This window comes from Paenibacillus stellifer (genome assembly GCF_000758685.1).
GTDB classification, from domain to species: Bacteria; Bacillota; Bacilli; order Paenibacillales; family Paenibacillaceae; genus Paenibacillus_AQ; species Paenibacillus_AQ stellifer.
On sequence record NZ_CP009286.1, the window covers coordinates 2,771,148 to 2,793,114 of the forward strand.

Below are 21,967 nucleotides of genomic sequence, written 5' to 3' on the forward strand. Positions count from 1 at the left end.
TATAGGCGTGAAATGCTGTCGTAATAGACGTAATCAAATACAGAGAAACAGAGCAGGTGAAGCAGGCAGTGAGAGTGGTGTCGGGCACAGCGAAAGGAAGGCCGCTGAAGAGTGTCCCCGGAACCGGGACGCGTCCTACGACCGATAAGGTCAAGGAAGCGATATTCAGCATGATCGGCCCTTATTTTGACGGAGGCAGCGTCCTTGATTTATTCGCCGGAACGGGCGGCCTCGGGATTGAGGCGCTTAGCCGTGGTATGGAGAGCGCCGTTTTTATCGATATGGAGAACAAGGCAATTGATACGGTCCGCAGTAACTTACAGGCAGCCGGATTGGCCGCACAGGCAGAGGTCTTTAGAAATGATGCCAAAAAAGCGCTGGGCGCCTTGGAGAAGAGAGGCCGCAGTTTTGATCTCGTTTTTTTGGACCCGCCATATCGTCATAAATTCGGAGATGAGCTGATGGTCTCCATGGCGGACAAAGGGCTTCTACAGAACGAAGCCGTTATCGTGTTGGAACACGAATCGGGATATGAATATCCCGAGCATATAGAGGGTTTCAGTCGGCTGCGCCATTCCGTTTATGGTGAAACAGCGGTGTCTATTTATCGTTATGGCAGCGGCGATGAGCCGGGCGCCGATCAGGAAGAGGGGATTTGAACGATGAGTTTGCAGATCAGAGAGGAACGAATCGCTATTTATCCCGGAAGCTTTGATCCGGTGACACTGGGACATATCGATATTATTGAACGCGCCGCCAAGCAGTTTGACCGGCTGATCGTGGCCGTGCTGAACAATTATAGTAAAAATCCGCTGTTCACGGTGGACGAGCGTACGGAGCTTCTCAGGCAGGTCACATCACATTTACCAAATGTAGAAGTCGACAGCTTCCGGGATTTGCTCGCCAATTATGCGAGGCAAAAGAACGCCCGTGTTATCGTGCGGGGCATCCGGACCGTCACCGACTTCGAATACGAGCTGCAGATCGCTACGACCAACAGCAAGCTCAATCCCGAAGCGGAGACGATCTTCATGATGACCAACCCCAAATACTCCTATTTGAGCTCCAGCGTCGTGAAGGAGATTGGACATTTTGGAGGCGATGTCTCGGATTTCGTAACGCCAGAAGTCGAACGAGCACTGAAAGCGAAATTCAGCGGGAGCGCAGATAGCGGCGCGAAATGATTAAAGCAGCACCCGAGCATGCGATCAGACCGCACAGGAGTGCAAGAAATGCTAGAAGCAGCTCGGGAGTGAAGCTCCAGACCGCCATAGTCTCTCCACCATCTGCTGCCGGAAGGTATGCGGGTCCGAATGCGGGCAGCGCAGCCTGACGCATCGCCATAAGCGGACGGTAAAACGCGAGCGCAAGCAGGAAGGCGTATAGGCCGTGCAGCAGCCTGCCTCCTGCAAATGAAAGAAACTTGACGCCAGCCGGCTTCAGTGCGGCAAGCGCCAGCAGCTGGGAGCAGAGTCCGCCCCAGCCGAGAAGCGCCGAGAGGAGCGCCAGTCCAAGCGGTCCCGTAATTCCGCCGGGCAGCGCGCCTCCGGCGGAGACGAGCGCTTGCGCTCCGAGGTGCACCTCGAGCAGCCCGGCGCGCAGAGAGCCGGGCAGCTGGGGCAGCAGGCGGCCGGCGATATGGGCCGCCACGGCGAACGCAATGATGCAGCCTCCGGCCAGCATCAGATTCTGCACGGCGGACGCGACCGAGTCGCCGAGCAGCCTGCCGAAGCCGCGGCCGTCCCGTGCCCGCGCCTCGGCAGCGGCGGCCATCGCCCGCCGCGTCAAGGACGAGCGCCGCTGCGGGCTGCCCTGCCCGGCAGCGGCGCTCACCGGCTGCGGCGGCGTAGGAGCCGCAGCCGGTGCAGTGTCCCGGCGCGGTGCCCGCCGGGACAGCGTAATGCCCGCGGCAAGCCCCGCGAGCCAGTGGATCGCCAGCAGCCCGTAGCCGATGGCGGGGCTGTGCAGCATGGCCGAACCGATCACGATGAGGATCGTGACCGGGCTGGCGAAGTGGGCCAGCGAAGCAAGCCGGCCCGCTTCTTCGCCGCTTAGCCGCTCCTGCTTGTGCAGCAGGGCGGCGCTGTGGGCACCTCCGGGGAAGCCGGAGGTCATCCCGAGCGCAAGCGCCCAGCCCGCGCTGCCCGGAAGCCGGAAGAGGGGGCGGATCAGAGGCTCCATCAGTACGCCTGCGGCATGAACGAAGCCGGAGGCGTTCAGCATTTCCGAGAGCATCAGAAAGGGCATCAGAGCCGGAAAGACCAGCGTCCACCACAGCTTCAGACCCTGCAGAGACGCAGCGAAGGAGCTTTCGGGCGATTGGATGATCGCTCCGGCGAGCAGCAGGGCGATGCCACCGGACAGGAAAGGGGCCGTTCTTCGTAATACGGCGGCCGGATATCGGCTCATGGTTCAAATCACCTCAATTATCAATCGCTTGGGACAATCCCGTTAATAATACTTGTATGCGGCTGTCGTGCCTGGCATGACGAAGCGGCGAAGCCGCATAGAAATGGAAGCAGTCATCAATCCGGGGAACAGACCGGGTGCATACGTGGAAAGAGGGGATTAAGCTTGAACCGGATGAGAACCAAGACGGGGGTCCGCGCGGCGGCCTATTTGTTCACCCTGATCATTCTGGTGTATGTGATCGTCTTCATGGCAACGCCTTATGTCGTGTACCAGCCGGGAGGAGCCAACGAAGTGGCTCCCATGATCAAGGTGGAGAATGAAGACAAGAGCGAATCCGGAACCTTCATGATGACGACCGTGTCGGCCAGCTATGCGAATGTGGCCCTTCTGATCTATTCCGCGCTGAATCCGAATGCGGAGATTGATAAAAAGTCCAAACGGCTGGGCAACCAGACCGAAGAGGAATACGCGGCCACCCAGGTGTACTATATGAGCAGCTCACAGTCCAATGCGGTGGAAGCGGCCTACAACGCGGCGAGAATCCCATACGAGGACAAAACGGAATATCTCTTTGTCTTCTCGGTACCGGGCGAGACTGGCACGAAGCAGCTGCAGCCGGGCGACAAAATCATCAGCGTCGCTGGACAGCATGTGACGGACACGGAAGCGCTGAGCAAGCTGCTGTCCGCCCGCAAAATCGGAGACCAGGTGGAAGTTGTCTTGAACCGGAGCGGCAAGGACATGACGGAGAAGATTACATTGGTCCCGATCCAGGATAAAGGCAAGACGGAGCCTCGGCCGGGCCTTGGCGTCGTAATCGGAGCGATGCAAAAGGTGGAACCATCGGAAAAGGGAAGGGGAGTCAGCTTCACGGATACGGATGTCGGCGGTCCTTCTGCCGGGCTGATGTTCACGATGGAGATTTATAATCGGCTTACTCCTGGCGATCTGACAAAAGGATACATGGTTGCGGGGACCGGCACGATCGATCCTGACGGTAAAGTCGGGGCGATCGGAGGCGTTCAGTTTAAAATCGTTGCCGCCGACCGGAAAGGCGCCGAAATCTTCTTCGTACCGGCTGCCAATTATGACACCGCCAAGGCCAAGGCCGACAAAATCGGCAGCCAAATGAAGCTTGTCAAGGTAACAAGCCTGAAGGATGCGCTCGACTATATGAACAAGCTGCCGGTCAAATCATGACCGGCGGCTTCAAATAATCACCGTAGAGTTCGCCGCGATCAGGCGAAGCGAAGGCAGCCGCGTATACGGAAGCGGCCTGGATGTCCCGGCTGAGCTGGGGGTGCTGCAGCCTGGAGGGGGAGAGGACGACGGGCAGTGAGGCTTTCTGTTTCATCTCCTTCAGGAGCTCCCGTCCGCTGCTGCGGAAGCCCAGCACCCGGATGTAACCCGGCCCTTGTGCGAGTTTACCTGAAGTATTTTCATCTTTGCTGTGCCCGAGCAATATATGGGCCAGCATGCGCTGCAGCCGGGTATAGGTATAGCGCTTGCTCTTGAGACCGGCAAGCAGTCCGCTTACTGTAAAGACGTCGAGTCCGGCGATAACTTTTGCGAGCCGGTGCTCGAGTCCTTCGTCCACTCCCAGCAGCAGGGACAACTCTTCCGGAGGGCGGCTCAGCAGCAGATGGAGAAGAGGGCTCTTGAAGCTGTCCCAGCTCAGCGGCCCTCTGCCTGCTGCCTGCTCGCGCTTCAAAATGTCCAGGGCGTAACCCGGCATATAATCTGCCGGAGAAGCGCCCTCCTGCAGCAGCGCCCGGATGGCGGTTGCGCTTGCGATCGTCGCTCCAGGCGCCGCTGGATCATGGAATCCCGCTCCAAGGCGCGGAACGGTCAGCGGCTTGATGCCGCTGCCGAGCCGGCGGAGCGCGATGAGATAGTGCAGCCCGAGGCTGTTGTTCGGGCCGCGAAGAGCGGACTCCGCCGCTTCCCAAGCCAGGACTGGGAGAGCCGCGTCCGTCTCCGGCGCGCCTTCGGCTTCGCGCCGGAAGGCCTGGGCCGCCGCCGCGCTGTAGGCGGCGGGGAAGGGCTCGCCGAGCGCCAGGCGGCGCCGGAGCTCGGCTTTCAGGCTGCCGCTCTCATCAGCGAGCAGCCTGGACAGCGGCAGCAGCTCGTCTAGGCTGCCTGCCTCGCTGCCGAAGATCAGGCTGTCCACGACGCCTGACGCTTCCAGGAGGGCCACGGCGCCGTAAGCGAACCATTCGGCGGGCTGGAGCGCGTAGCCGACGGGCAGCTCAAGGACGAGATCGGCGCCCATCATGAGCGCCATTTCTGTACGGGCGCGCTTGCTAATGAGCGCCGGCTCACCGCGCTGGGTGAATGGGCCGCTCATGACGACGACGGCCCGCTCCGCGCCGGACAGCCGCTTGGCTTCCAAAAAATGATGCACATGTCCGTTATGCAACGGGTTGTACTCGGCAATAATTCCTACTGTCGGCAACCAGGCTCACTCCGTTCTCTCATAGGTATAGCTATAAATCCTGATGTTTATAGTTATAACATATTTCAGTCTTGCTTAAGCAGCAATATAAAGGGAAAATGGTTGACAAAGGTCATACATGGTAGGTATAATAAATTTTGTTTGTTTGGAGTGATAATGCATGAAATTTCACTTTCGCAAAATTGCAAATGCCGACGGGCCGCTTCATTTCCATGAAACTGTGGACGTGAGCGAAGCCGTTAAAGGGCGCAAGGATATTTTGAACGTATCGCCGTTATCGGCCGAGCTCGATGCGCTGCCCGCGGGCACGGATATCGTGGCCGTGGAGGGTAAGCTGAGCGGGGATGCAGACATGCTATGTGCGCGTTGCTTGAATTTAGTCAAGACCCATATGGATATTCCTTTTGCCGAAGCGTTCAAATGGGGCAAGGAACCGGCAGTACCGGATGAAGACGAGGATGAGGATTTGATCTATGTGTCCGATGAGACAGTGGATTTGAAGCCTTATGTCGAGGAGAACTATTTGCTCCATCTTCCGCTGTCCGTGCTTTGCGCTGATGATTGCAAGGGACTATGTCCCACTTGCGGTCATAATTTGAATGAAGGCCCCTGCAGTTGCGACAACACCGTGATCGACCCGCGTCTTGCCGGGTTGAAGGATTTTTTTAAATGAGAAATGCATGAGTAAGAAGCTGCCCGATGAGCGGGTTGACTTGAATAAGGAGGTGGAACACATGGCAGTACCTCAACGTAGAACGTCCAAGACACGCCGTGACAAGCGTCGTACGCACTTTAAGCTGGTTGTCCCGGGCATGGTGAAATGTGAACAATGCGGTGAACTGAAGCTTGCTCACCACGTTTGCAAAGTATGCGGAACGTACAAGGCAAGAGAGATCATCAAGCAATAATCGATCTGCCAAACAAAGTAGTACTTCATCTAATGGTGAGGTGCTATTTTTTTGTGCCGATAACCGGGAAGTAATGACGGGAGAAGAGGTATGAGGCCCCGGCAGTCATGAGCATTTTGAGAAGAGGAAGTATGAATAGGGAATGGCGCGGTGAGGATAAAGGAGACTAGGCTGGAAGCCTGCAGCATTACTGCGATGTTGAGCGCTGTGAACGTCGCTCTTTCTTTTTACGGGACTATGCTTTATACTACATATTAGTACCAGGTTCTAAATTATACGGCCGGGCTGTTTTCCGGCGCGAATTTTAAGCCGATCGTGGCGAACGCGGGACAAGACGGGAGGTGGCCGCCATCGAACGCATATCGAAGAAAGAACGCCAGCGGCAGCTGCTGCTAATTATAGACGATAATCCTTTTGTGACCGACCGGGAATTAACCCGGCAGCTGAAGGTCAGTATTCAGACGATTCGGCTGGACCGGATGGAGCTGGGCATTCCCGAGCTGAGAGAGCGCATGAAGCAGATGGCGGAGCACAGCTACGATCAAGTAAGATCCCTGCCGGCCGACGAGGTGGTAGGCGATATTGTCGATCTTCAGCTGGACAAGAGCGGGATTTCCATATTCGAGATCCGTGAGGAGCATGTCTTCTCCCGTAACGGAATCGCCCGCGGCCACTACGTGTTCGCTCAGGCCAATTCCCTGGCGGTCGCTGTTATCAATGATGAAATTGCACTTACAGCGTCGGCGGATATACGCTTCGTCCGTATGGTCCGTCTTGGAGAGAAATGCATTTCCAAAGCTTATGTCCGCTCATTGGCAGGGCGCAAGGGAAAAGCCGAGGTCGAAGTGTATACGTATGTAGGCGAGGAAATGGTTTTTCAAGGCCATTTTGTCGTGTATCGGTCGGCTGGGGAAGAATACAGCGAAGGGGGAAGCCGACATGCAGATCGCCATTGACGCCATGGGCGGGGATCATGCGCCGGAGAGCAATGTAGAGGGCGCTTTATCCGCCGCCGCGGAATGGAAGGATACGCAGATCGTGCTTGTAGGCGATGAAGCAAAGCTGGCGCCGCTTCTCAAGGACAAGCCGTCCAATGTGACGGTCCGGCATGCCAGTGAAGTGATCGGTCCTGACGATGAGCCAGTCAAGGCCGTCAGAAGGAAGAAGGATTCGTCAATGGTCGTCGCCGGCCGCATGGTGAAGGAAGGCGAAGCCGAGGCGATGATCTCGGCGGGCAACACAGGCGCGCTGATGACGACCGGTCTGCTGGTCGTAGGTAGAATGCAGGGGATTGAACGCCCGGCTCTGGCGCCCATGATCCCCACACTGGATGACGTCGGTGTGCTTGCGCTGGACCTGGGCGCGAATATGGACGCCGAACCGCAGCATCTTGTACAGTATGCCATGATGGGCAGTATTTACCGCAATAAGGTGCACGGTTTGGCGAACCCCCGTGTAGGTCTGCTGAACGTCGGGACGGAAGCCGGAAAAGGCAGCAAGCTGACGAAGGAAGCTTTCCCTCTGCTGGAGCAGCTTCCCGGAATCAACTTTGTCGGGAATGTGGAAGCCCGGGATGTTCTGACCGGAAACTGCGACGTTCTGGTGTGCGACGGTTTTGCCGGCAATATTCTGCTGAAGACGCTTGAGGGCACGGCGGGGGCGATGTTCTCGCTGCTGAAAGAGCAGTTCTCCAAGTCACTTAAGACGAAGCTGGCAGCTGCGATGCTGATGTCCGAGCTGCGCAGCCTCAAAGGCAAGCTGGATTACAAGGAGCATGGCGGCGCTCCGCTGCTGGGATTAAGCGGCCTAGTCGTCAAAGGACACGGCTCGTCGGACGGCAATGCGATCAAGAACGCGGTCCGTCAGGCGCGGCTTGCATTGTCTTCGGGTCTAGTGCCCGGCATATCCAAGGAAATTAGCGGGAAGTGAGTGACCAATATGAACAGCTTACGGCCGGTCGGCATTATCGGAACGGGTAAATATGTTCCGGAGCGTATTTTGACCAACAGCGATCTTGAGAAAATAGTAGAAACGAACGATGAGTGGATTGTAAGCCGCACAGGCATCCGGGAACGGCATATTGCTGCACCGGAGGAAGCGACCTCCGATCTTGCGTACCAGGCTGCGATCCGGGCCCTCGACTCGGCGGGCATGAAGGCGGAGGACTTGGACCTGATTATCGTGGCCACGATTACGCCGGATACGACCTTTCCTTCAACCGCCTGCATTCTTCAGGACAAGCTTGGCGCTAAAGGCGCTGCGGCGTTCGATCTGTCGGCGGCCTGCTCGGGCTTTGTATACAGCCTGGCGACTGCGGTCGGATTCATCCAGAACGGCATGTATAACAACGCCCTGATTATCGGCGCGGATACGCTGTCGCGGATCACCGACTACACCGATCGCAACACCTGCGTGCTCTTCGGCGACGGCGCCGGAGCCGTCATCCTCGGCGAAGTGCCGGAGGGAAGAGGCTTCAAGTCGTTTGACCTCGGAGCGGAGGGTGCGGGCGGATCGCTTCTCAAGCTTGAAGGCGGCGGCTCTCGTCTTCCGGCCTCGGCCGAGACGGTGGAAGGCAAGAAGCATTATATCTACATGAACGGACGCGAGGTATTCAAATTCGCGGTCCGGGTTATGGGTACGGCGACCGAGAAGGTGCTGGAGAAAGCGGGTCTGACCAAAGAGAGTATCGATCTCTTTGTACCGCATCAGGCCAATATCCGCATCATCCAGTCCGCCATGCAGCGGCTGGAGCTTCCGCCTGAGAAGGTTGTTATTAATGTAGATAAATACGCGAATACCTCCGCAGCGTCGATTCCGCTTGCGCTTGTCGAAGCCGCTGAGGAAGGCCGGATGAAGCAAGGCGACGCGGTTCTGATGGTCGGCTTCGGCGGCGGCCTGACATGGGGCGCTTCCGTATTGATCTGGTAGGCTGAAGGGAGAATTTCAGTAATGGGCAAAACAGCTTTTGTATTTCCCGGTCAGGGAGCGCAGGCGGTCGGCATGGCCAAGGATGTGTATGACGCTATCCCCGCTTCCCGCGCGATATTTGAACAAGGCGACGAGGCGCTGGGCTTTGCGCTGAGCAGCCTTGTGTTTGAAGGTCCGGACAGCGAGCTCAAGATGACGGTCAACACCCAGCCGGCGCTTCTTACAGCCAGCACGGCGCTGCTTGAAGCGCTGAAAGGAAAAGGGCTTGAAGCCGACTATGTCGCAGGCCACAGCCTGGGCGAGTACAGCGCACTTGTTGCTGCCGGTGTGCTGTCCTATACCGATGCCGTCAAGCTGGTTCGCCTTCGCGGGCGTTTCATGGAAGAGGCCGTACCGAACGGTCAAGGTGCTATGGCAGCCGTTCTTGGTGCGGAGCGAGACAATCTGGCCGCGCTGTGCGCCAGCATCTCCGAGACGGACGGTCCGGTAGAGCTGGCCAATGTCAATTGCCCCGGACAAATTGTCGTCTCGGGTTCGCAGGCAGGCGTCAACGCAGTTGTCCAGCGCGCGAAAGAAGCCGGCGCGAAACGGGCGATTCCGCTTGAAGTAAGCGGGCCTTTCCATTCATCGATGATGAAGGAAGCGGCGGAGCGGCTGGAGGCCGAACTGCTGAAGACCGAATTCAAGGCACCGGCTGTTCCGGTCGTTGTGAACGTCACAGCGCTTCCGGTTACCGACCCGGAGGAACTCCGGCAGCTTCTGGTGCGCCAGGTATACTCGCCGGTGCTGTGGCAGGACTCCGTTGAGCGTCTGATCGCCGAAGGCGTAGATACTTTCGTGGAGATCGGTTCCGGCAGCGTGCTGGCCGGTCTGATCCGTAAGATCGACAAGAACGTCAAGGTAGTGAGCATCAATAGTCTAGCCAGCATCGAAGCGCTGGGTTAACTACTCGGGGATTCAGCACCCGAAGTAACGTTGTTCAACATGTGATCCAATAGGAAAGGGGACTCATCCATGTTCTCAGCACTACGTGGCCAGACAGCCCTTGTTACCGGCGCATCGCGCGGCATTGGACGCAGCATTGCGCTCGCGCTGGCGGAGCACGGCGTCAAGGTCGCCGTGAACTATTCCGGCAGTGAGGAAGCGGCGCGGGACACCGTCGCCCGCATTGCAGAGCTTGGCTCGGAGGGCATCGCGCTGCGCGGCAATGTCGGCAGCACCGAAGAGGCCGAAGGCCTTGTCAAGGAAGTGCTCGGCGCCTGGGGCAAGGTTGATATTCTGGTCAACAATGCAGGCATTACCCGCGACAATCTCATTATGCGGATGAAAGAAGAAGAGTTCGATCAGGTCATCGAGACGAATCTGAAGGGCGTGTTCAACTGCCTGAAGGCGGTCACCCGTCCGATGATGAAGCAGCGCTATGGCCGGATCATCAATATTTCTTCCGTAGTTGGCGTGACCGGTAATCCCGGTCAGGCTAATTATTCCGCCGCCAAGGCCGGAATTATCGGCCTGACCAAATCTGCGGCCCGTGAGCTTGCTTCGCGCGGCATTACGGTGAACTGCATCGCCCCGGGCTTCATCGACACCGATATGACCCGTGCCCTGTCCGAGGAAGTCCGCGCCGACCTGGCGAAGGGCATTCCGCTGGCGCGCCTGGGACTGCCGGAGGAGATCGCGTCCGCGGTCCTGTTCCTGGCGTCCGAAGGAGCTGCTTACATGACGGGCCAGACGCTGCATGTGGATGGCGGCATGTACATGTAAGCAATTAACCGGCCCCGCGAATAGGGGCCGAAAACGGTGAAATGAGCGCCAAAAGCGCGCCGTAAAGCGTTTTTTTCGCTCTATGGTATTTTGTAGTCATTTCTCGTATAATACCCTAAGAGGAGGTGAACCGGATGTCCGATGTACTGGAGCGTGTAAAGCGCATTGTCGTCGACCGCTTAGGCGCTGACGAAGCCGAGGTCACACTTGAAGCATCTTTCAAAGACGATTTGGGAGCAGATTCTCTCGACGTTGTAGAATTGGTTATGGAATTGGAAGATGAATTCGATATGGAAATCTCTGATGAAGACGCAGAGAAAATTACGACCGTGGGTGAAGTTGTAAACTACATACAATCTCATACCTAGAGTCATTGCTTGAAAGTCCCGTACCTGCTTAAGGCGGGACTTCTCCTCATTTTTATGGCGATTGCATCCTTGAGCCTCAGCTCTTCCGGGGAGCATTTCCTGAGCATATACCAACCGCCGCCGATATTCGCGGCGTTTGCGATTTATAGAGTGATTAACCTGAATGCTGACTTAGTTGCAGCTATACAGCAAACTGATGAGGTGAGTGCGTTTGAGTCATAGAGTAGTTGTTACCGGTATGGGCGTGATTACTGCGCTTGGAAAAGATCTGGAGACGTTCTGGGACAGTCTGATGAGCGGTAAATCCGGCGTTTCCAAAGTCGAAGCTTTCGATGTAAGCGAATATCCGACACAGATCGCGGCGTCGGTCAAGGATTTTGACCCCGAAGAGCTGTTCGGGCGCAAGGAATCCCGCAAGATGGACCGTTTCGTCCAATTCGCTCTGGCGGCGGGACAGAAGGCGCTGGATGACAGCGGCCTGAAGATCGGCGAGAATATCGAGGCGGAACGGATCGGGGTATCCGTTGGCTCCGGTATCGGCGGTCTCGGTACTTGGGAAGACCAGCATAATCTGCTGCTCGAGAAAGGACCCAAACGCGTCAGCCCTTTCTTCATCCCGATGATGATCGCCAATATGGGCTCGGGCCAGCTGTCGATCAGCTTGGGAGCCAAGGGTCCTAACACGACTCAGGTTACGGCCTGCGCTACAGGCAGCCATGCCATCGGCGATTCGATGCGCATGATCCAGCGCGGCGATGCCGATGCGATGATCTGCGGCGGTGCGGAAGCGACCATCCGTCCGACGGGAATGGCGGGCTTCTGTGCGATGAGAGCCATGTCGACAAGAAACGACGAGCCTGAGAAGGCGAGCCGGCCGTTCGACACGGACCGCGACGGATTTGTCATGGGCGAAGGGGCAGGCATTCTGGTGCTGGAATCCCTGGAACATGCCCAGGCGCGCGGAGCGAAGATCTATGCCGAAGTCATCGGCTACGGCCTGAGCGGCGACGCGCATCATATGACCGAGCCTGATCCGGATGGTGCGGCACGCTGCATGAAGATGGCGATCCGCGATGCCGGCATTGCGCCTGAGGATATCGATTATATCAATGCGCACGGTACATCGACGCCGGTAGGCGACAAATCGGAGACGACCGCGATCAAGATGGCGCTGGGCGATCATGCGTACAAGGTGGCGGTAAGCTCCACCAAGTCGATGACGGGGCATCTCCTTGGAGCTGCTGGCGGCGTTGAAGCGATCATATGCGGGCTTTCCCTGAACAAGGGCAAGATTGCGCCTACCATTAACCTGGACAACCAGGACCCGGAATGCGATCTGGATTATGTGCCGAATACGCCGCGTGAAGCGGATTTGAATATTGTCATGTCCAACTCTTTCGGATTTGGAGGCCATAACGCGACCGTTATCTTGAAAAAATACAACCAGTAAGGAGAGCGTGCGGTGAATGGGGACCTGAAGCAATTACAAAGTCAACTTCATATTCAATTCCACGATTCTCAACTGCTGAAGCAGGCGTTTACCCATGCCTCTTATGTCAATGAACACCGTTTCAATCAGCACCAGGACAACGAGCGCCTTGAATTTCTGGGCGACGCGGTTCTGGAGCTAACGGTGTCCGAATATTTGTACCACCTCCTTCCGGACCGTCCGGAAGGCGAATTGACCAAGCTGCGCGCGGCGATTGTCTGCGAGCCATCGCTGGTCAAGTTCGCCGAGAAACTGGACTTCGGACGTTATGTCCTGCTCGGTAAAGGAGAGGAATTGACAGGAGGACGCACCCGGCCGGCATTGCTGGCCGATGTGTTCGAATCCTTCGTGGGAGCGCTTTACTTGGATCAGGGCCTGGACGCTGTCCGGCGGTTTCTGGATGAGTATGTGCTGCCGCTTGTGGAGAACGACGGTAAGCTGCAGCTTGGCGTAAGTGATTTCAAGACCGAGCTGCAGGAGCTGATCCAGCATCACGGGATGGGAGTTCTGGAATACCGGATTGTTGAGGAGCGGGGCCCGGCGCATGAGCGTGAGTTTGTATCCGAGGTCAGCATGAGCAGCCGCCTTCTCGGCCGTGGAAGCGGCCGTTCCAAGAAGGAAGCGGAGCAGCAGGCCGCTGCGGCCGCACTTAAGCGCCTGAACGAAGACAGCGTCTGAGATAGAGTGATTGACATGATCGTGGGCGGCAAGGATTGATCTTTCAGGAGAGAGATCAGTCTTTGCCGCTCTTTTTCATACGCTGTAAGGGTTGTGAGGACAGGGGAATAGAGAACTTAAAACGGGCTGACTCCCAAGTAGTATGTTCCACTACTTGGGAGTCAGCCCGTTGTGACGTTATGCCGTGATCGGCATAGCTGAGAAATGAAATGTTTTTGACGGATCAGGTCTAATAGCGCAGCAGCATTGTCGGAATTTGCCAGCCTGCGCCTACCGACCAAAAAATGAGATGGTCGCCGCGCTTGATGTTTCCCTGCTCTACACCGCGCTGGAAGGCGATGAACGGGCTGCTGGTTGCGGTATAGCCGAACTCGTCACCGACATAGATGAATTTCTCCTCGGGCTGCCCGAGTCCATTCCGGATCAGTTCGATATTCTTCAGCGAGAACTGGGACAGGCAGAACGCACAGATGTCGTCAAGCTCCAGGCCGTTCCGGCTTACAAGTTCCTTGATATCCTCTATCGCCGCGTCCACACAGACGGTTCCGTCGAAAGGAAGCCAGCGGATATAAATGTCTTCCGGCCGAACGTCTGCTCGGTATACATTCGACAATCCGCAGGCCGGGAAAGTGATGCTCTCGTGGATGTCCGAATCGGTGTAGTACAGGGAGTCGATCAAGCCTTGTCCCTGGCCGCCCCGCTCCAGAATAACAGCGGCAGCAGCATCACCGAAGTTGGCGTAGGTTATCTCATCTTCGGGGTTGCAATTGACCGTGCTGAAATCGCAGCCAACGATCAAGGCGTAACGGACTTGCGGATTGCTGCGCATATAGCGGCTGCTCTGCTCCACAGCGGTGACCATACCGGCGCAGTTAGCGTTCGAGTCCATCGTAACGGCCCGATGTTTGCCTTTAAGCCGATTATGAAGCAAAAGCGCGTTGGTGGGGTAGGTGTATTCCGGTGTCTGGGTAGCGAACACGAACATGTCGATATCCTCTCCGGATAGACCGGCATCCTTCAGCGCTTTTTCTGCGGCCTTTACGCCCATCGTCAAAGCATTCTCCTCGGCGCGATCGGCTACGTAGCGATTTTTACGTCCCATTGCAGCCAGAAAGTTGCGAATATCCTTACCCTGGCGATCAAAATGCTCGAAATAGAAATCGTTATGGACAACCTGATCGGGATGATAATATGCGGCTTGAAGAATGGAAATAGGCGTATCCATGACCCGCCTCCTTAAACTTCCCGGATTTCGTAGTTCTCAAGTTTCGTTGAGCGTGCGACCCGGGCGAGCTGCATCTTGAGAATCGGATTGGACTTGATCGTGAAGATGACTTTTTTGAAGCCTGAGTCTTTGTACAGGATGAAGCATTGCTCTAGCATAGGCAGCACATCGGGAGAAGACACATTCAGCCCCGTGCAATCGAGCACGATCTCATACTGTTTCGGATCGAATGTGGCTACCGTACTGTTATATTCGTTGATGAAGCGACCGGCATCGTCATTGGAGAACGTTCCTCCGACACTGACTTGCAGGGATTGTGCAGCTTTGTCTGTCCTGAGATTGAAAGTACCCATTAACTAATTTCTCCTCTCCAAATCCAATTTGTAACTTCTGTAAAAAAGACAGAGAAATAAAGTGGCAATTGTAGAGCCACTTTATTTTTATCGGTTCAATTCGAAGAAAAAATTAGACTTCTAATCCTGATTCTATAGAAAATACAATAAAACAAAATAATATCCTTGAATTTGGAATTACCATATTTGAAGCAAGACCGCTCGTTCGGCGGAAATCTGGATTTTTATCGTTTGACAAGGGAAAGTGGAAGGGTTTAACATGTAATTAATTCTTATTTATACCAAAAAATATAGGATGAACAGAGGTGTTTGAATGACTGAGTCGGAATTCGAATGCCAGGAGAAGATTAGAAGATTAGCTGTGAAGATTGTGAAGCATTACAGAGGCAGAGGGCCCGACAACGTGAAGGTGAGGTTGGAGAATTCTCCGGTTATAACAGTTGAAATTAAGGGGATTCTCTCGAACTTATCCGAAATTTTAATGGAAGAAGGCGCGGAGAAGCTGGTTGCTGAATACTGGAAAATACTGAAATCCCACTTGGAGAAAGAGTATATGAGCGAATTGAAGGAAGCGCTCGGCGGCGCTTTTACCTACACATGGAGGATCTTGAATCTATCTCCGGCAGACAGGCGAATTGTGGTGCAGCTGAATACATCGGTTTGATTGAAGAGAAAGAGCAGATCATATGCTTCTTCGCTTTTTAATAAGCCATTACACGGACTGGGTCTGAGCTCAGCTGTGTATTGGCTTTTTTTATTGTGTTGGTAAATGATCAAAGGGATGAAAGGATGATTCCATCAATGGTAGACAAAATCTTAACCGTCTGTCCATACTGCGGAAGCGGCTGCAATCTGAACCTGATCGTCGAGGAAGGAAAGGTCGTAGGCGCTGAGCCGGCGAACGGCAGGACGAATGAAGGTACTTTATGCCTGAAAGGCCATTATGGCTGGGACTTCTTGAATGATCCTAAGATTTTGACGGCCCGACTCAGACAGCCCATGATCCGCAAAGAAGGTGAGCTTCGGGAAGCCTCCTGGGAAGAAGCCATTCGCTATACAGCCGATAGACTGCTGGCGATCAAGGAGAAATACGGCCCGGATGCCATCATGGGAACGGGTTCGGCGAGAGGACCGGGGAATGAGGCCAACTATGTGATGCAGAAGTTCATGCGCGCCGCCGTCGGCACCAACAACATCGATCACTGTGCCAGAGTCTGCCATGGCCCCTCTGTGGCGGGGCTAAGCTATTCGCTTGGCGACGGTGCCATGTCCAATTCGATTCCGGAGATTGAGGATGCCGATCTGCTCCTTATTTTCGGATACAACGCTCCTGTGACCCATCCGATTGTGGCCGGAAGAATCGTAAAAGCGAAGCAGAAAGGCGCCACAATTATCGTATGCGATCCCCGGAAGACGGAGTCGGCGCGGCTTGCGGATACCTGGCTTCCTCTTAAAGGCGGAACGAATATGGCGCTTGTCAATGCTTTTGGGCATGTGCTGATCGAGGAGCAGTTATACGATAAGGATTTTGTTGCCAAGCATGTGGAAGGTCTGTCCGAATATATTGAAAATGTGCGATCGTACACGCCTGAAAATGCGGAGGGCATCACCGGGGTCAAAGCCGCCGATATCCGAAAGGCGATGCGGCAGTACGCCGGATCGAAGAAGGCGATGATTCTGTACGGCATGGGAGTATGCCAGTTCTCGCAGGCAGTTGATGTCGTGAAGGGCCTGGCCTCGATAGCTCTCCTGACAGGCAACTTCGGAAGACCCTCGGTCGGCATCGGGCCGGTCCGTGGTCAGAACAACGTGCAGGGCTCCTGCGACATGGGGGCGCTGCCCAATGTGTATCCGGGTTACCAGCCGGTCACGGATGCCAAAGCCCGCGCCAAGTTCGAGAAAGCTTGGGGAGTCAAGCTGCCCGACAAGACGGGGTATCATTTGACGGAAATCCCGCATCTGGTGCTTAAGGAAGATAAGGTTAAAGCTTATTACATTTTTGGCGAGGATCCGGTGCAGAGCGATCCCAATGCGGCCGAAGTGAGAGAGACGCTGGATAAAATGGAGTTCGTCGTCGTGCAGGATATTTTCATGAACAAAACAGCGCTGCATGCGGATGTCATTCTGCCGGCCACCTCCTGGGGCGAACATGACGGCGTGTACTCCTCTGCAGACCGCGGGTTTCAACGTATCCGAAAAGCTGTGGAGCCGCCGAAGGGAACGAAACCCGATTGGCAGATTATATGCGAGGTTGCTACCGCGATGGGCTATCCGATGAGCTACAAGTCGACGGAGGAAATCTGGGATGAGATGAGAGGACTATGTCCGAAATTCGCCGGGGCCAGCTATAAAAAGATGGAGGAGCAGGGAAGCGTTCAATGGCCCTGCCTGACAGAGGATCATCCGGGAACGCCCTACTTGTATGAGGGCAATCGGTTCTCGACGCCGAACGGCAAGGGCCGGCTGTTCGCTTGCGAATGGAGAGCGCCGCTGGAGCAGCCTGACCGGGATTATCCATTGACTCTCTCTACCGTCCGCGAAGTCGGGCACTATTCCGTCCGCACGATGACAGGGAACTGCCGGGCATTAAGCCAGCTGTCCGATGAACCCGGGTTTATTCAGATCAGTCCTGAGGACGCCCGGCAATACGGGATTGAGGACGGTCATCTTCTTAAGGTCATATCGCGCCGCGGAAAAATAACTGCCAGAGCGCAAGTCAGCGAACGGGTTAAGGCCGGCGCGACTTACATGACCTACCACTTCTGGATTGGTGCTTGCAATGAGCTGACCGTCGATGTCCTCGATCCGATATCGAAGACGCCTGAGTTCAAATACTGCGCGATTCGCTTGGAGAGAATCCATGACCAGCAGCAGGCCGAGCTTCAGATTCGGGAGCAGTACGAGTCCCTTAGACAGCAAATGCTGGCAGGAGCGGGAGCGCATGAATAACGGTCAGGCCAATTCGTTCGTACTCGCCGATCCGGAGAAATGTATTGGCTGTAAAGCTTGTGAAGTCGCCTGCTTCGCCGTCCACAACCGGGAGAACGGGGTTGGCGCTGCGGCTGGCACAGTAAGTGTGCCGGTCATCCCCAGGCTGTATGTAATCCGGACGGACAGCTTCATGATGCCGGTTCAGTGCAGGCATTGCGAGAACGCGCCTTGCGCAGAGGCGTGTCCGGTAAGCGCGATCCGACAGAAGGACGGGGCGATTCAGGTGGACGAAGCCAGGTGCATCGGCTGTAAATCATGTGCGATTGCCTGTCCTTTTGGCGCGATCAGTCTGTTCCGGGCTTACAGCGGGGGCTCCGAGTACAAGAATCGGCATCTGAAAAAGCGCCAAGACACTACATTGGAGCGGAAGACGAGAATCATTGCGTATAAATGTGATTTATGCCGAGGAGCAACACCTCCTGAAGAGCGTGAAGAGTCGGGTGATAAGTCAGGTGATGAGTCGGGAGAGAGAACACCCTGGTGTGTATCGGTATGTCCCGAAGAGGCGCTAACGCTTATGACTCCCGTTAAGGAAATGAACGCAAGGCTTGCGGCTGTTCGGCGGCTGTGACCAATCCATGATGAAAAGAAGGGTAATTCCAATATGCCATCATCCATCGAACCGATCATTCATATCGACCAGGAACTGTGCACCGGCTGCAGACGCTGCGCGACTGTATGCCCGGTCGATGCTATTATAGGCGAACGGAGAAGTCCTCAATCGGTTGATCCTCAGCGCTGCGTCATTTGCGGACAATGCGTGCAGGTATGCAGCGCTTATGCTGCGGAAGGCGATTCCAGGCTAACAAGACGCAGCGACAAGCTGCGGGAGAGAGGCCAGCTCTCAAGCGTACATGAGCCTTTATTCGCCGCATATTCAACCGGTCATGCGTCTGAACTGCGCGAAGCGCTGGATGATCCAAAACGCTTCAATATCGTGCAGTGCGCACCCGTCATCCGTGTGTCGCTTGCAGAGGAGTTCGGCATGCCGTTTGGAACGCTGACACCGGGCAAGATGGCCTCAGCCTTAAGACGAGTGGGCTTTGACCGGATCTATGATACCAATTTCGGAGCGGACGTTACGATTATGGAGGAGGGTACCGAGCTGATCAGCCGGGTGATGTCCGGGGAGGCACTGCCGATGTTCACCTCCTGCTGCCCGGCCTGGGTGAAGCATGCCGAGACTGCGGCACCTCATCTCCTGCATCATCTCTCCAGCTGCAAGTCCCCCATGCAGATGGTTGGTGCATTGGCTAAGACCTATGGCGCCAAGGCCGAGGGCGTCTCTCCGGGTGATATATTCAGCGTGGCGGTCATGCCCTGTACCTGCAAGAAATTCGAATCAAGCCGGGAGGAGATGACGGTTGACGGATACCGTGAGGTCGATTTGGTCATCACGACAAGAGAACTGGCACAGCTCATCAAGGCTAAAGGCATAGACTTCAACAGCCTGCCCGACGAGCCGTTCGATTCACCGCTTGGCTTGTATTCGGGTGCGGGAACGATCTTCGGGGCAACAGGAGGTGTAATGGAAGCCGCAATCCGTACCGGATATGAGCTGGTGACGCATGAGGCCCTACCTGATCTGCAGCTTGAATTTATCAGAGGTGCTGAAGGAATCCGCACGGCGACGGTGCAGCTTGGGGATCTGGAACTGAGAGTCGCCATTGTTGCAGGGCTTAAATATGTCCACGGCATTCTTGAGCAGGTGTCAAAAGGCGAATGTCCTTATCATTTTATTGAGGTAATGGCATGTCCGGAAGGCTGCGTCAGCGGCGGAGGCCAGCCGAAGCTGCTGCTGGAGCGAGATCGCACGGCCGCTTATGCGGCCAGAAAAGCATCGATCTATAATCATGATTCCACACTGAAAATACGCAAATCGCATGAGAATCCGGCCATTATCCAATTGTATAAGGATTATTTGGGCGAGCCGTTAGGCGAGGTGTCCCATCATCTGCTGCATACGAAGTTCAACTCAAGAAGCCCTAAGTCCAGCGGTATGATGTCAAGTCCCTGAGTTGTGCGAATTGGAAATTTCCCAGGCTCATCAAGGAAGAAGTCACGAAAAAAGGCGCATCGAAACAAACCCAGCCGAAAATTCAATCATATACCAGAATTTTACTGGGAATTTGGTGAAGGACTTGGCAAAGAAGGCGTTAATTCTTCGCGCTATTCACCTTCCTTCGAGGCGTATAGAGTTGGCCGTTGCGTAGCAGCACATCGACCAGACGCACGAGTTTTCTTGCCGTTAAGACGAGGGCGCGTTTGTGTTGATTTCTGGGCACTTCGTTATATTTCTTCCGGTAGTACTCACCGAATTCCTCATCGCGCAATCGAACGGAGTTGGCAGCTTCAACCAGGTAGTAGCGCAGGAATCGATTGCCGGATTTGATGCGCGCGGTGTGTTCGGCTTCGAAGGCGCCGGACTGATGCTTTCGCCATGTAAGGCCGGCATACTTGGCCACGGCGGCCTGATCCTTGAACCGTTCGATGTCGCCGAGTTCACCGAGCAGGCCGGCGGCGTAGACCTTGCCGATGCCGGGCACCGACAGGAGGCACTGCGCGCCCGGGATGCCGTCCAGAATGCGTTCAATGGCCTTGTCCAGATCCTTGAGTTGCTTCTGGATGCTGCGGATGGACTCGATGGACGTGCCGAGCACAAGGTCAATGGAATCTTCCACGACCTTCGACAACCGGTAGGAGGCGCGGGCGGCTTGCTGGATGCAGCGAGCCACACGTTCAGGGTCGGGGAAGCGATTCCGCCCCTTGTCCCGCAGATAGTCAGCCAGGTCGGTAACATTCATCTCGGCAATGTCATCGAGGCTGAACTTCTCCGAGAGCATTTCCATGAGGGCGTGGCCGAATACTGAACTGTCCACTTCGGTGGTGAAGGCATTGCACTTGTAGAACAGGTTCTGCAAGAAGTATTGCTTCTCCCGGGCGAGGTTGTGCACCAAGTGGAAACGCATGCGCGTAAGGCGCTGGAGCGCGATATACTGCTCCTGCATGACGAGGGTGGTCGTCAGGCGGCCGAAGCGAAGGCGATCCGCAATGACCCAGGCATCCAGACGGTCGGTCTTGTCCATGTCGGCGTAAGCTTCGCGGAACTTGCAGATGAGCTTGGGGTTCAGCGTAAACACCTTGGTCTTGCGCTCACGAAGTGCCGGGTCCTGGTGGAAATACATGGCCGGGTGCCAGCTGTAGACGGAAGTGGCCTCAAGGCCGATGTGAATCTCAGATACGGCAAGCTTGTCCGCTGCGACCACGATACGATCGCGAAGGTGAGAAGCGCCGTGAAGGTTATTCGGGACGGTGAACGATTCGAAGTTGTCGCCGTCCGCGTTCATGAAACACGCTTCGAGCTCTTGGGAGCTCACGTCAATTCCGACAAAAAGCTTCAAGGGGAATTCCTCCTTTCATTTAGGGATTCAGGGAATGGACGCTCCGGGATGCCTCCGGCGCACGCGCCCAACCTCACCCTCGCGTATGAGAACACGCTTCGGTCCATGAGCTGCCCTGGGTCTGCTAAAGCCAGGCATGGGCTGCCGAAGGGAACAGCCAGCGGGTAAGAAGTTCGGACGCGTACCGGAGAAACAGACTTAGGGAGTAGATGAGACTACGGGAGGCGTAAGAATATCCCCGAATGAACCCTAAGATTCATTGTCCAGAAGCACGCCGGAAAGTCCAGTCCCTGTTCGATGTTCAAGGAGCAAGTGACTGGTAAATCTTCGAGTGGCCGCTAGTCCCCTCTGGGACTGGAAACTAGCTTATATAAGGCTTTTGAAAATACTATACGAGGAGGAGTCGAAATGAACAGCTTTGTGCTGGCTGATCCGGGCAAGTGTATCGGATGTCATACTTGCGAGGCGGCTTGTATTGTCGCTCATTCGGATCAGCGGATCTTTGAAGCGGGTGGCGATGAAGCGGTCTATTACCCGCGCCTGACTGTCGTGGAGACGGAGGATGTGACCGCACCTGTTCAATGCAGACACTGTGAGGATGCCCCCTGCGCCAATGTCTGTCCGAATGGATCAATCACGAACAGGGAGCACAGCATTTTTATTAATCAGGATACCTGCATTGGCTGCAAGACTTGCGCCGTCGTCTGTCCCTATGGAGCTATCACCATGGTTGCCGCCTACAGTAAAGGACGGAAGCAGCTGCAGCGCGGCCTTCGCGTTCAATCCGGGAATGCCTGGAGCCCGAAGCCAAGAATGGTCGCGAACAAATGCGATCTATGCGAAGATACCGGAGGCGGGCCGGAATGTGTGCGGGTGTGCCCGACTCATGCGCTGCAGTTCATTGCTTCCCCGCATCTCGATGAGTCGATCGCACGGAAGAGAACGGGTACGGTTCAGATGCTGCAGTCGTATGGAGGATTTGGCGATTATTAAGA

Annotated in this window: 23 protein-coding genes; 18 read left to right on the forward strand and 5 right to left on the reverse strand. The window is 55.6% G+C overall.

What is annotated here, in order from left to right; genetic code table 11:
* The first annotated feature begins 68 nt into the window (after positions 1 to 68).
* Both rsmD and coaD read left to right on the forward strand, forming a co-directional pair.
* Positions 69 to 659 carry a 16S rRNA (guanine(966)-N(2))-methyltransferase RsmD gene (gene rsmD / locus PSTEL_RS12670; protein WP_038695792.1) on the forward strand — a complete coding sequence of 197 codons (591 nt, stop codon included), beginning with the start codon at positions 69 to 71 and terminating at the stop codon, positions 657 to 659.
* Between the two features lie 3 nt (positions 660 to 662).
* Entirely contained in the window at positions 663 to 1,184 is a 522-nt protein-coding gene (gene coaD, locus PSTEL_RS12675; RefSeq protein WP_038695794.1) for a pantetheine-phosphate adenylyltransferase, read from the forward strand.
* Here the strand turns inward: coaD and PSTEL_RS12680 are convergent.
* Positions 1,153 to 2,409 (reverse strand): nucleoside recognition domain-containing protein, encoded by a 1,257-nt coding sequence (locus PSTEL_RS12680; protein ID WP_052098415.1) that lies wholly within the window; start codon positions 2,407 to 2,409, stop codon positions 1,153 to 1,155. The genes coaD and PSTEL_RS12680 overlap by 32 nt on opposite strands.
* A gap of 165 nt (positions 2,410 to 2,574) precedes the next feature.
* Here PSTEL_RS12680 and PSTEL_RS12685 point away from each other — a divergent pair, with 165 nt between their 5' ends.
* Positions 2,575 to 3,612, forward strand: coding sequence for a SepM family pheromone-processing serine protease (locus PSTEL_RS12685; protein ID WP_156995867.1), 1,038 nt, complete (start codon positions 2,575 to 2,577; stop codon positions 3,610 to 3,612).
* Here the strand turns inward: PSTEL_RS12685 and PSTEL_RS12690 are convergent.
* The gene (locus PSTEL_RS12690; protein WP_038695796.1) at positions 3,602 to 4,867 is read right to left on the reverse strand and encodes a tRNA(Met) cytidine acetate ligase; all 1,266 of its coding nucleotides are present in this window, start codon (positions 4,865 to 4,867) and stop codon (positions 3,602 to 3,604) included. The genes PSTEL_RS12685 and PSTEL_RS12690 overlap by 11 nt on opposite strands.
* A 160-nt stretch (positions 4,868 to 5,027) precedes the next feature.
* On the opposite strand from PSTEL_RS12690, the gene PSTEL_RS12695 reads away from it, so the two are divergent.
* The 10 genes from PSTEL_RS12695 to rnc all read left to right on the forward strand — a co-directional run bounded on the left by PSTEL_RS12695 (position 5,028) and on the right by rnc (position 13,002).
* Positions 5,028 to 5,540: a YceD family protein gene (locus PSTEL_RS12695; RefSeq protein ID WP_038695798.1), complete on the forward strand. Its 513-nt coding sequence runs from the start codon at positions 5,028 to 5,030 to the stop codon at positions 5,538 to 5,540.
* Between the two features lie 61 nt (positions 5,541 to 5,601).
* On the forward strand, positions 5,602 to 5,775 hold the full coding sequence (gene rpmF / locus PSTEL_RS12700; RefSeq protein WP_019911234.1) for a 50S ribosomal protein L32: 174 nt from the start codon (positions 5,602 to 5,604) through the stop codon (positions 5,773 to 5,775).
* 359 nt (positions 5,776 to 6,134) lie between these two features.
* Entirely contained in the window at positions 6,135 to 6,731 is a 597-nt protein-coding gene (fapR, locus tag PSTEL_RS12705) for a transcription factor FapR (protein WP_038700803.1), read from the forward strand.
* A complete protein-coding gene (gene plsX, locus PSTEL_RS12710; RefSeq protein ID WP_038695800.1) occupies positions 6,715 to 7,704 on the forward strand; it encodes a phosphate acyltransferase PlsX in 990 nt (329 codons plus the stop codon). Before fapR ends, plsX begins: the two co-directional genes overlap by 17 nt.
* Before the next feature lie 9 nt (positions 7,705 to 7,713).
* A complete protein-coding gene (locus PSTEL_RS12715) occupies positions 7,714 to 8,703 on the forward strand; it encodes a beta-ketoacyl-ACP synthase III (protein WP_038700805.1) in 990 nt (329 codons plus the stop codon).
* A 21-nt stretch (positions 8,704 to 8,724) separates the two neighbouring features.
* Positions 8,725 to 9,648 (forward strand): ACP S-malonyltransferase, encoded by a 924-nt coding sequence (fabD, locus tag PSTEL_RS12720; RefSeq protein WP_038695802.1) that lies wholly within the window; start codon positions 8,725 to 8,727, stop codon positions 9,646 to 9,648.
* A 69-nt stretch (positions 9,649 to 9,717) separates the two neighbouring features.
* Positions 9,718 to 10,467: a 3-oxoacyl-[acyl-carrier-protein] reductase gene (gene fabG / locus PSTEL_RS12725; protein ID WP_038695804.1), complete on the forward strand. Its 750-nt coding sequence runs from the start codon at positions 9,718 to 9,720 to the stop codon at positions 10,465 to 10,467.
* A 134-nt stretch (positions 10,468 to 10,601) separates the two neighbouring features.
* Complete coding sequence (gene acpP / locus PSTEL_RS12730; protein ID WP_025334828.1) at positions 10,602 to 10,835, forward strand: acyl carrier protein; 234 nt, start codon at positions 10,602 to 10,604, stop codon at positions 10,833 to 10,835.
* A 211-nt stretch (positions 10,836 to 11,046) separates the two neighbouring features.
* Positions 11,047 to 12,285 (forward strand): beta-ketoacyl-ACP synthase II, encoded by a 1,239-nt coding sequence (gene fabF, locus PSTEL_RS12740; protein ID WP_084065035.1) that lies wholly within the window; start codon positions 11,047 to 11,049, stop codon positions 12,283 to 12,285.
* A 12-nt stretch (positions 12,286 to 12,297) separates the two neighbouring features.
* On the forward strand, positions 12,298 to 13,002 hold the full coding sequence (gene rnc / locus PSTEL_RS12745) for a ribonuclease III (protein ID WP_038695812.1): 705 nt from the start codon (positions 12,298 to 12,300) through the stop codon (positions 13,000 to 13,002).
* Between the two features lie 229 nt (positions 13,003 to 13,231).
* Here rnc and PSTEL_RS12750 read toward each other — a convergent pair whose 3' ends face one another.
* Together PSTEL_RS12750 and PSTEL_RS12755 are read right to left on the reverse strand one after the other, a co-directional pair.
* A complete protein-coding gene (locus PSTEL_RS12750; protein WP_052098416.1) occupies positions 13,232 to 14,227 on the reverse strand; it encodes a ketoacyl-ACP synthase III in 996 nt (331 codons plus the stop codon).
* An 11-nt stretch (positions 14,228 to 14,238) separates the two neighbouring features.
* Positions 14,239 to 14,580 carry a hypothetical protein gene (locus PSTEL_RS12755; protein WP_038695814.1) on the reverse strand — a complete coding sequence of 114 codons (342 nt, stop codon included), beginning with the start codon at positions 14,578 to 14,580 and terminating at the stop codon, positions 14,239 to 14,241.
* A 313-nt stretch (positions 14,581 to 14,893) separates the two neighbouring features.
* Between PSTEL_RS12755 and PSTEL_RS12760 the strand changes: the two genes are divergently transcribed.
* From PSTEL_RS12760 to PSTEL_RS12775, 4 genes are all read left to right on the forward strand, one after another.
* Positions 14,894 to 15,244, forward strand: a complete 351-nt coding sequence (locus PSTEL_RS12760) for a Na-translocating system protein MpsC family protein (protein WP_038695816.1) — start codon at positions 14,894 to 14,896, stop codon at positions 15,242 to 15,244.
* 137 nt (positions 15,245 to 15,381) lie between these two features.
* Positions 15,382 to 17,529 carry a formate dehydrogenase subunit alpha gene (gene fdhF, locus PSTEL_RS12765; protein WP_038695818.1) on the forward strand — a complete coding sequence of 716 codons (2,148 nt, stop codon included), beginning with the start codon at positions 15,382 to 15,384 and terminating at the stop codon, positions 17,527 to 17,529.
* Entirely contained in the window at positions 17,522 to 18,142 is a 621-nt protein-coding gene (locus PSTEL_RS12770; RefSeq protein WP_038695820.1) for a 4Fe-4S dicluster domain-containing protein, read from the forward strand. The genes fdhF and PSTEL_RS12770 overlap by 8 nt, the downstream gene beginning before the upstream one ends.
* A gap of 33 nt (positions 18,143 to 18,175) precedes the next feature.
* Complete coding sequence (locus PSTEL_RS12775; RefSeq protein ID WP_038695822.1) at positions 18,176 to 19,588, forward strand: [FeFe] hydrogenase, group A; 1,413 nt, start codon at positions 18,176 to 18,178, stop codon at positions 19,586 to 19,588.
* 139 nt (positions 19,589 to 19,727) lie between these two features.
* Here the strand turns inward: PSTEL_RS12775 and PSTEL_RS12780 are convergent, their stop codons facing one another.
* On the reverse strand, positions 19,728 to 20,972 hold the full coding sequence (locus PSTEL_RS12780) for an IS110 family RNA-guided transposase (RefSeq protein WP_038693440.1): 1,245 nt from the start codon (positions 20,970 to 20,972) through the stop codon (positions 19,728 to 19,730).
* A gap of 408 nt (positions 20,973 to 21,380) precedes the next feature.
* On the opposite strand from PSTEL_RS12780, the gene PSTEL_RS12785 reads away from it, so the two are divergent.
* Positions 21,381 to 21,965, forward strand: coding sequence for a 4Fe-4S dicluster domain-containing protein (locus PSTEL_RS12785; RefSeq protein WP_038695823.1), 585 nt, complete (start codon positions 21,381 to 21,383; stop codon positions 21,963 to 21,965).
* Positions 21,966 to 21,967: the final 2 nt, after the last annotated feature.

Bases quoted from the DNA above. Each gene is read 5' to 3' on its own strand.
- PSTEL_RS12750 (WP_052098416.1), bottom strand. From the start codon at position 14,227: ATGGATACGCCTATTTCCATTCTTCAAGCCGCATATTATCATCCCGAT.
- acpP (WP_025334828.1), top strand. From the start codon at position 10,602: ATGTCCGATGTACTGGAGCGTGTAAAGCGCATTGTCGTCGACCGCTTA.
- coaD (WP_038695794.1), top strand. From the start codon at position 663: ATGAGTTTGCAGATCAGAGAGGAACGAATCGCTATTTATCCCGGAAGC.
- PSTEL_RS12715 (WP_038700805.1), top strand. From the start codon at position 7,714: ATGAACAGCTTACGGCCGGTCGGCATTATCGGAACGGGTAAATATGTT.
- PSTEL_RS12695 (WP_038695798.1), top strand. From the start codon at position 5,028: ATGAAATTTCACTTTCGCAAAATTGCAAATGCCGACGGGCCGCTTCAT.
- plsX (WP_038695800.1), top strand. From the start codon at position 6,715: ATGCAGATCGCCATTGACGCCATGGGCGGGGATCATGCGCCGGAGAGC.
- PSTEL_RS12755 (WP_038695814.1), bottom strand. From the start codon at position 14,580: ATGGGTACTTTCAATCTCAGGACAGACAAAGCTGCACAATCCCTGCAA.
- rpmF (WP_019911234.1), top strand. From the start codon at position 5,602: ATGGCAGTACCTCAACGTAGAACGTCCAAGACACGCCGTGACAAGCGT.
- fabD (WP_038695802.1), top strand. From the start codon at position 8,725: ATGGGCAAAACAGCTTTTGTATTTCCCGGTCAGGGAGCGCAGGCGGTC.
- fdhF (WP_038695818.1), top strand. From the start codon at position 15,382: ATGGTAGACAAAATCTTAACCGTCTGTCCATACTGCGGAAGCGGCTGC.
- PSTEL_RS12680 (WP_052098415.1), bottom strand. From the start codon at position 2,409: ATGAGCCGATATCCGGCCGCCGTATTACGAAGAACGGCCCCTTTCCTG.
- fabG (WP_038695804.1), top strand. From the start codon at position 9,718: ATGTTCTCAGCACTACGTGGCCAGACAGCCCTTGTTACCGGCGCATCG.
- PSTEL_RS12760 (WP_038695816.1), top strand. From the start codon at position 14,894: ATGACTGAGTCGGAATTCGAATGCCAGGAGAAGATTAGAAGATTAGCT.
- PSTEL_RS12775 (WP_038695822.1), top strand. From the start codon at position 18,176: ATGCCATCATCCATCGAACCGATCATTCATATCGACCAGGAACTGTGC.
- PSTEL_RS12785 (WP_038695823.1), top strand. From the start codon at position 21,381: ATGAACAGCTTTGTGCTGGCTGATCCGGGCAAGTGTATCGGATGTCAT.
- PSTEL_RS12770 (WP_038695820.1), top strand. From the start codon at position 17,522: ATGAATAACGGTCAGGCCAATTCGTTCGTACTCGCCGATCCGGAGAAA.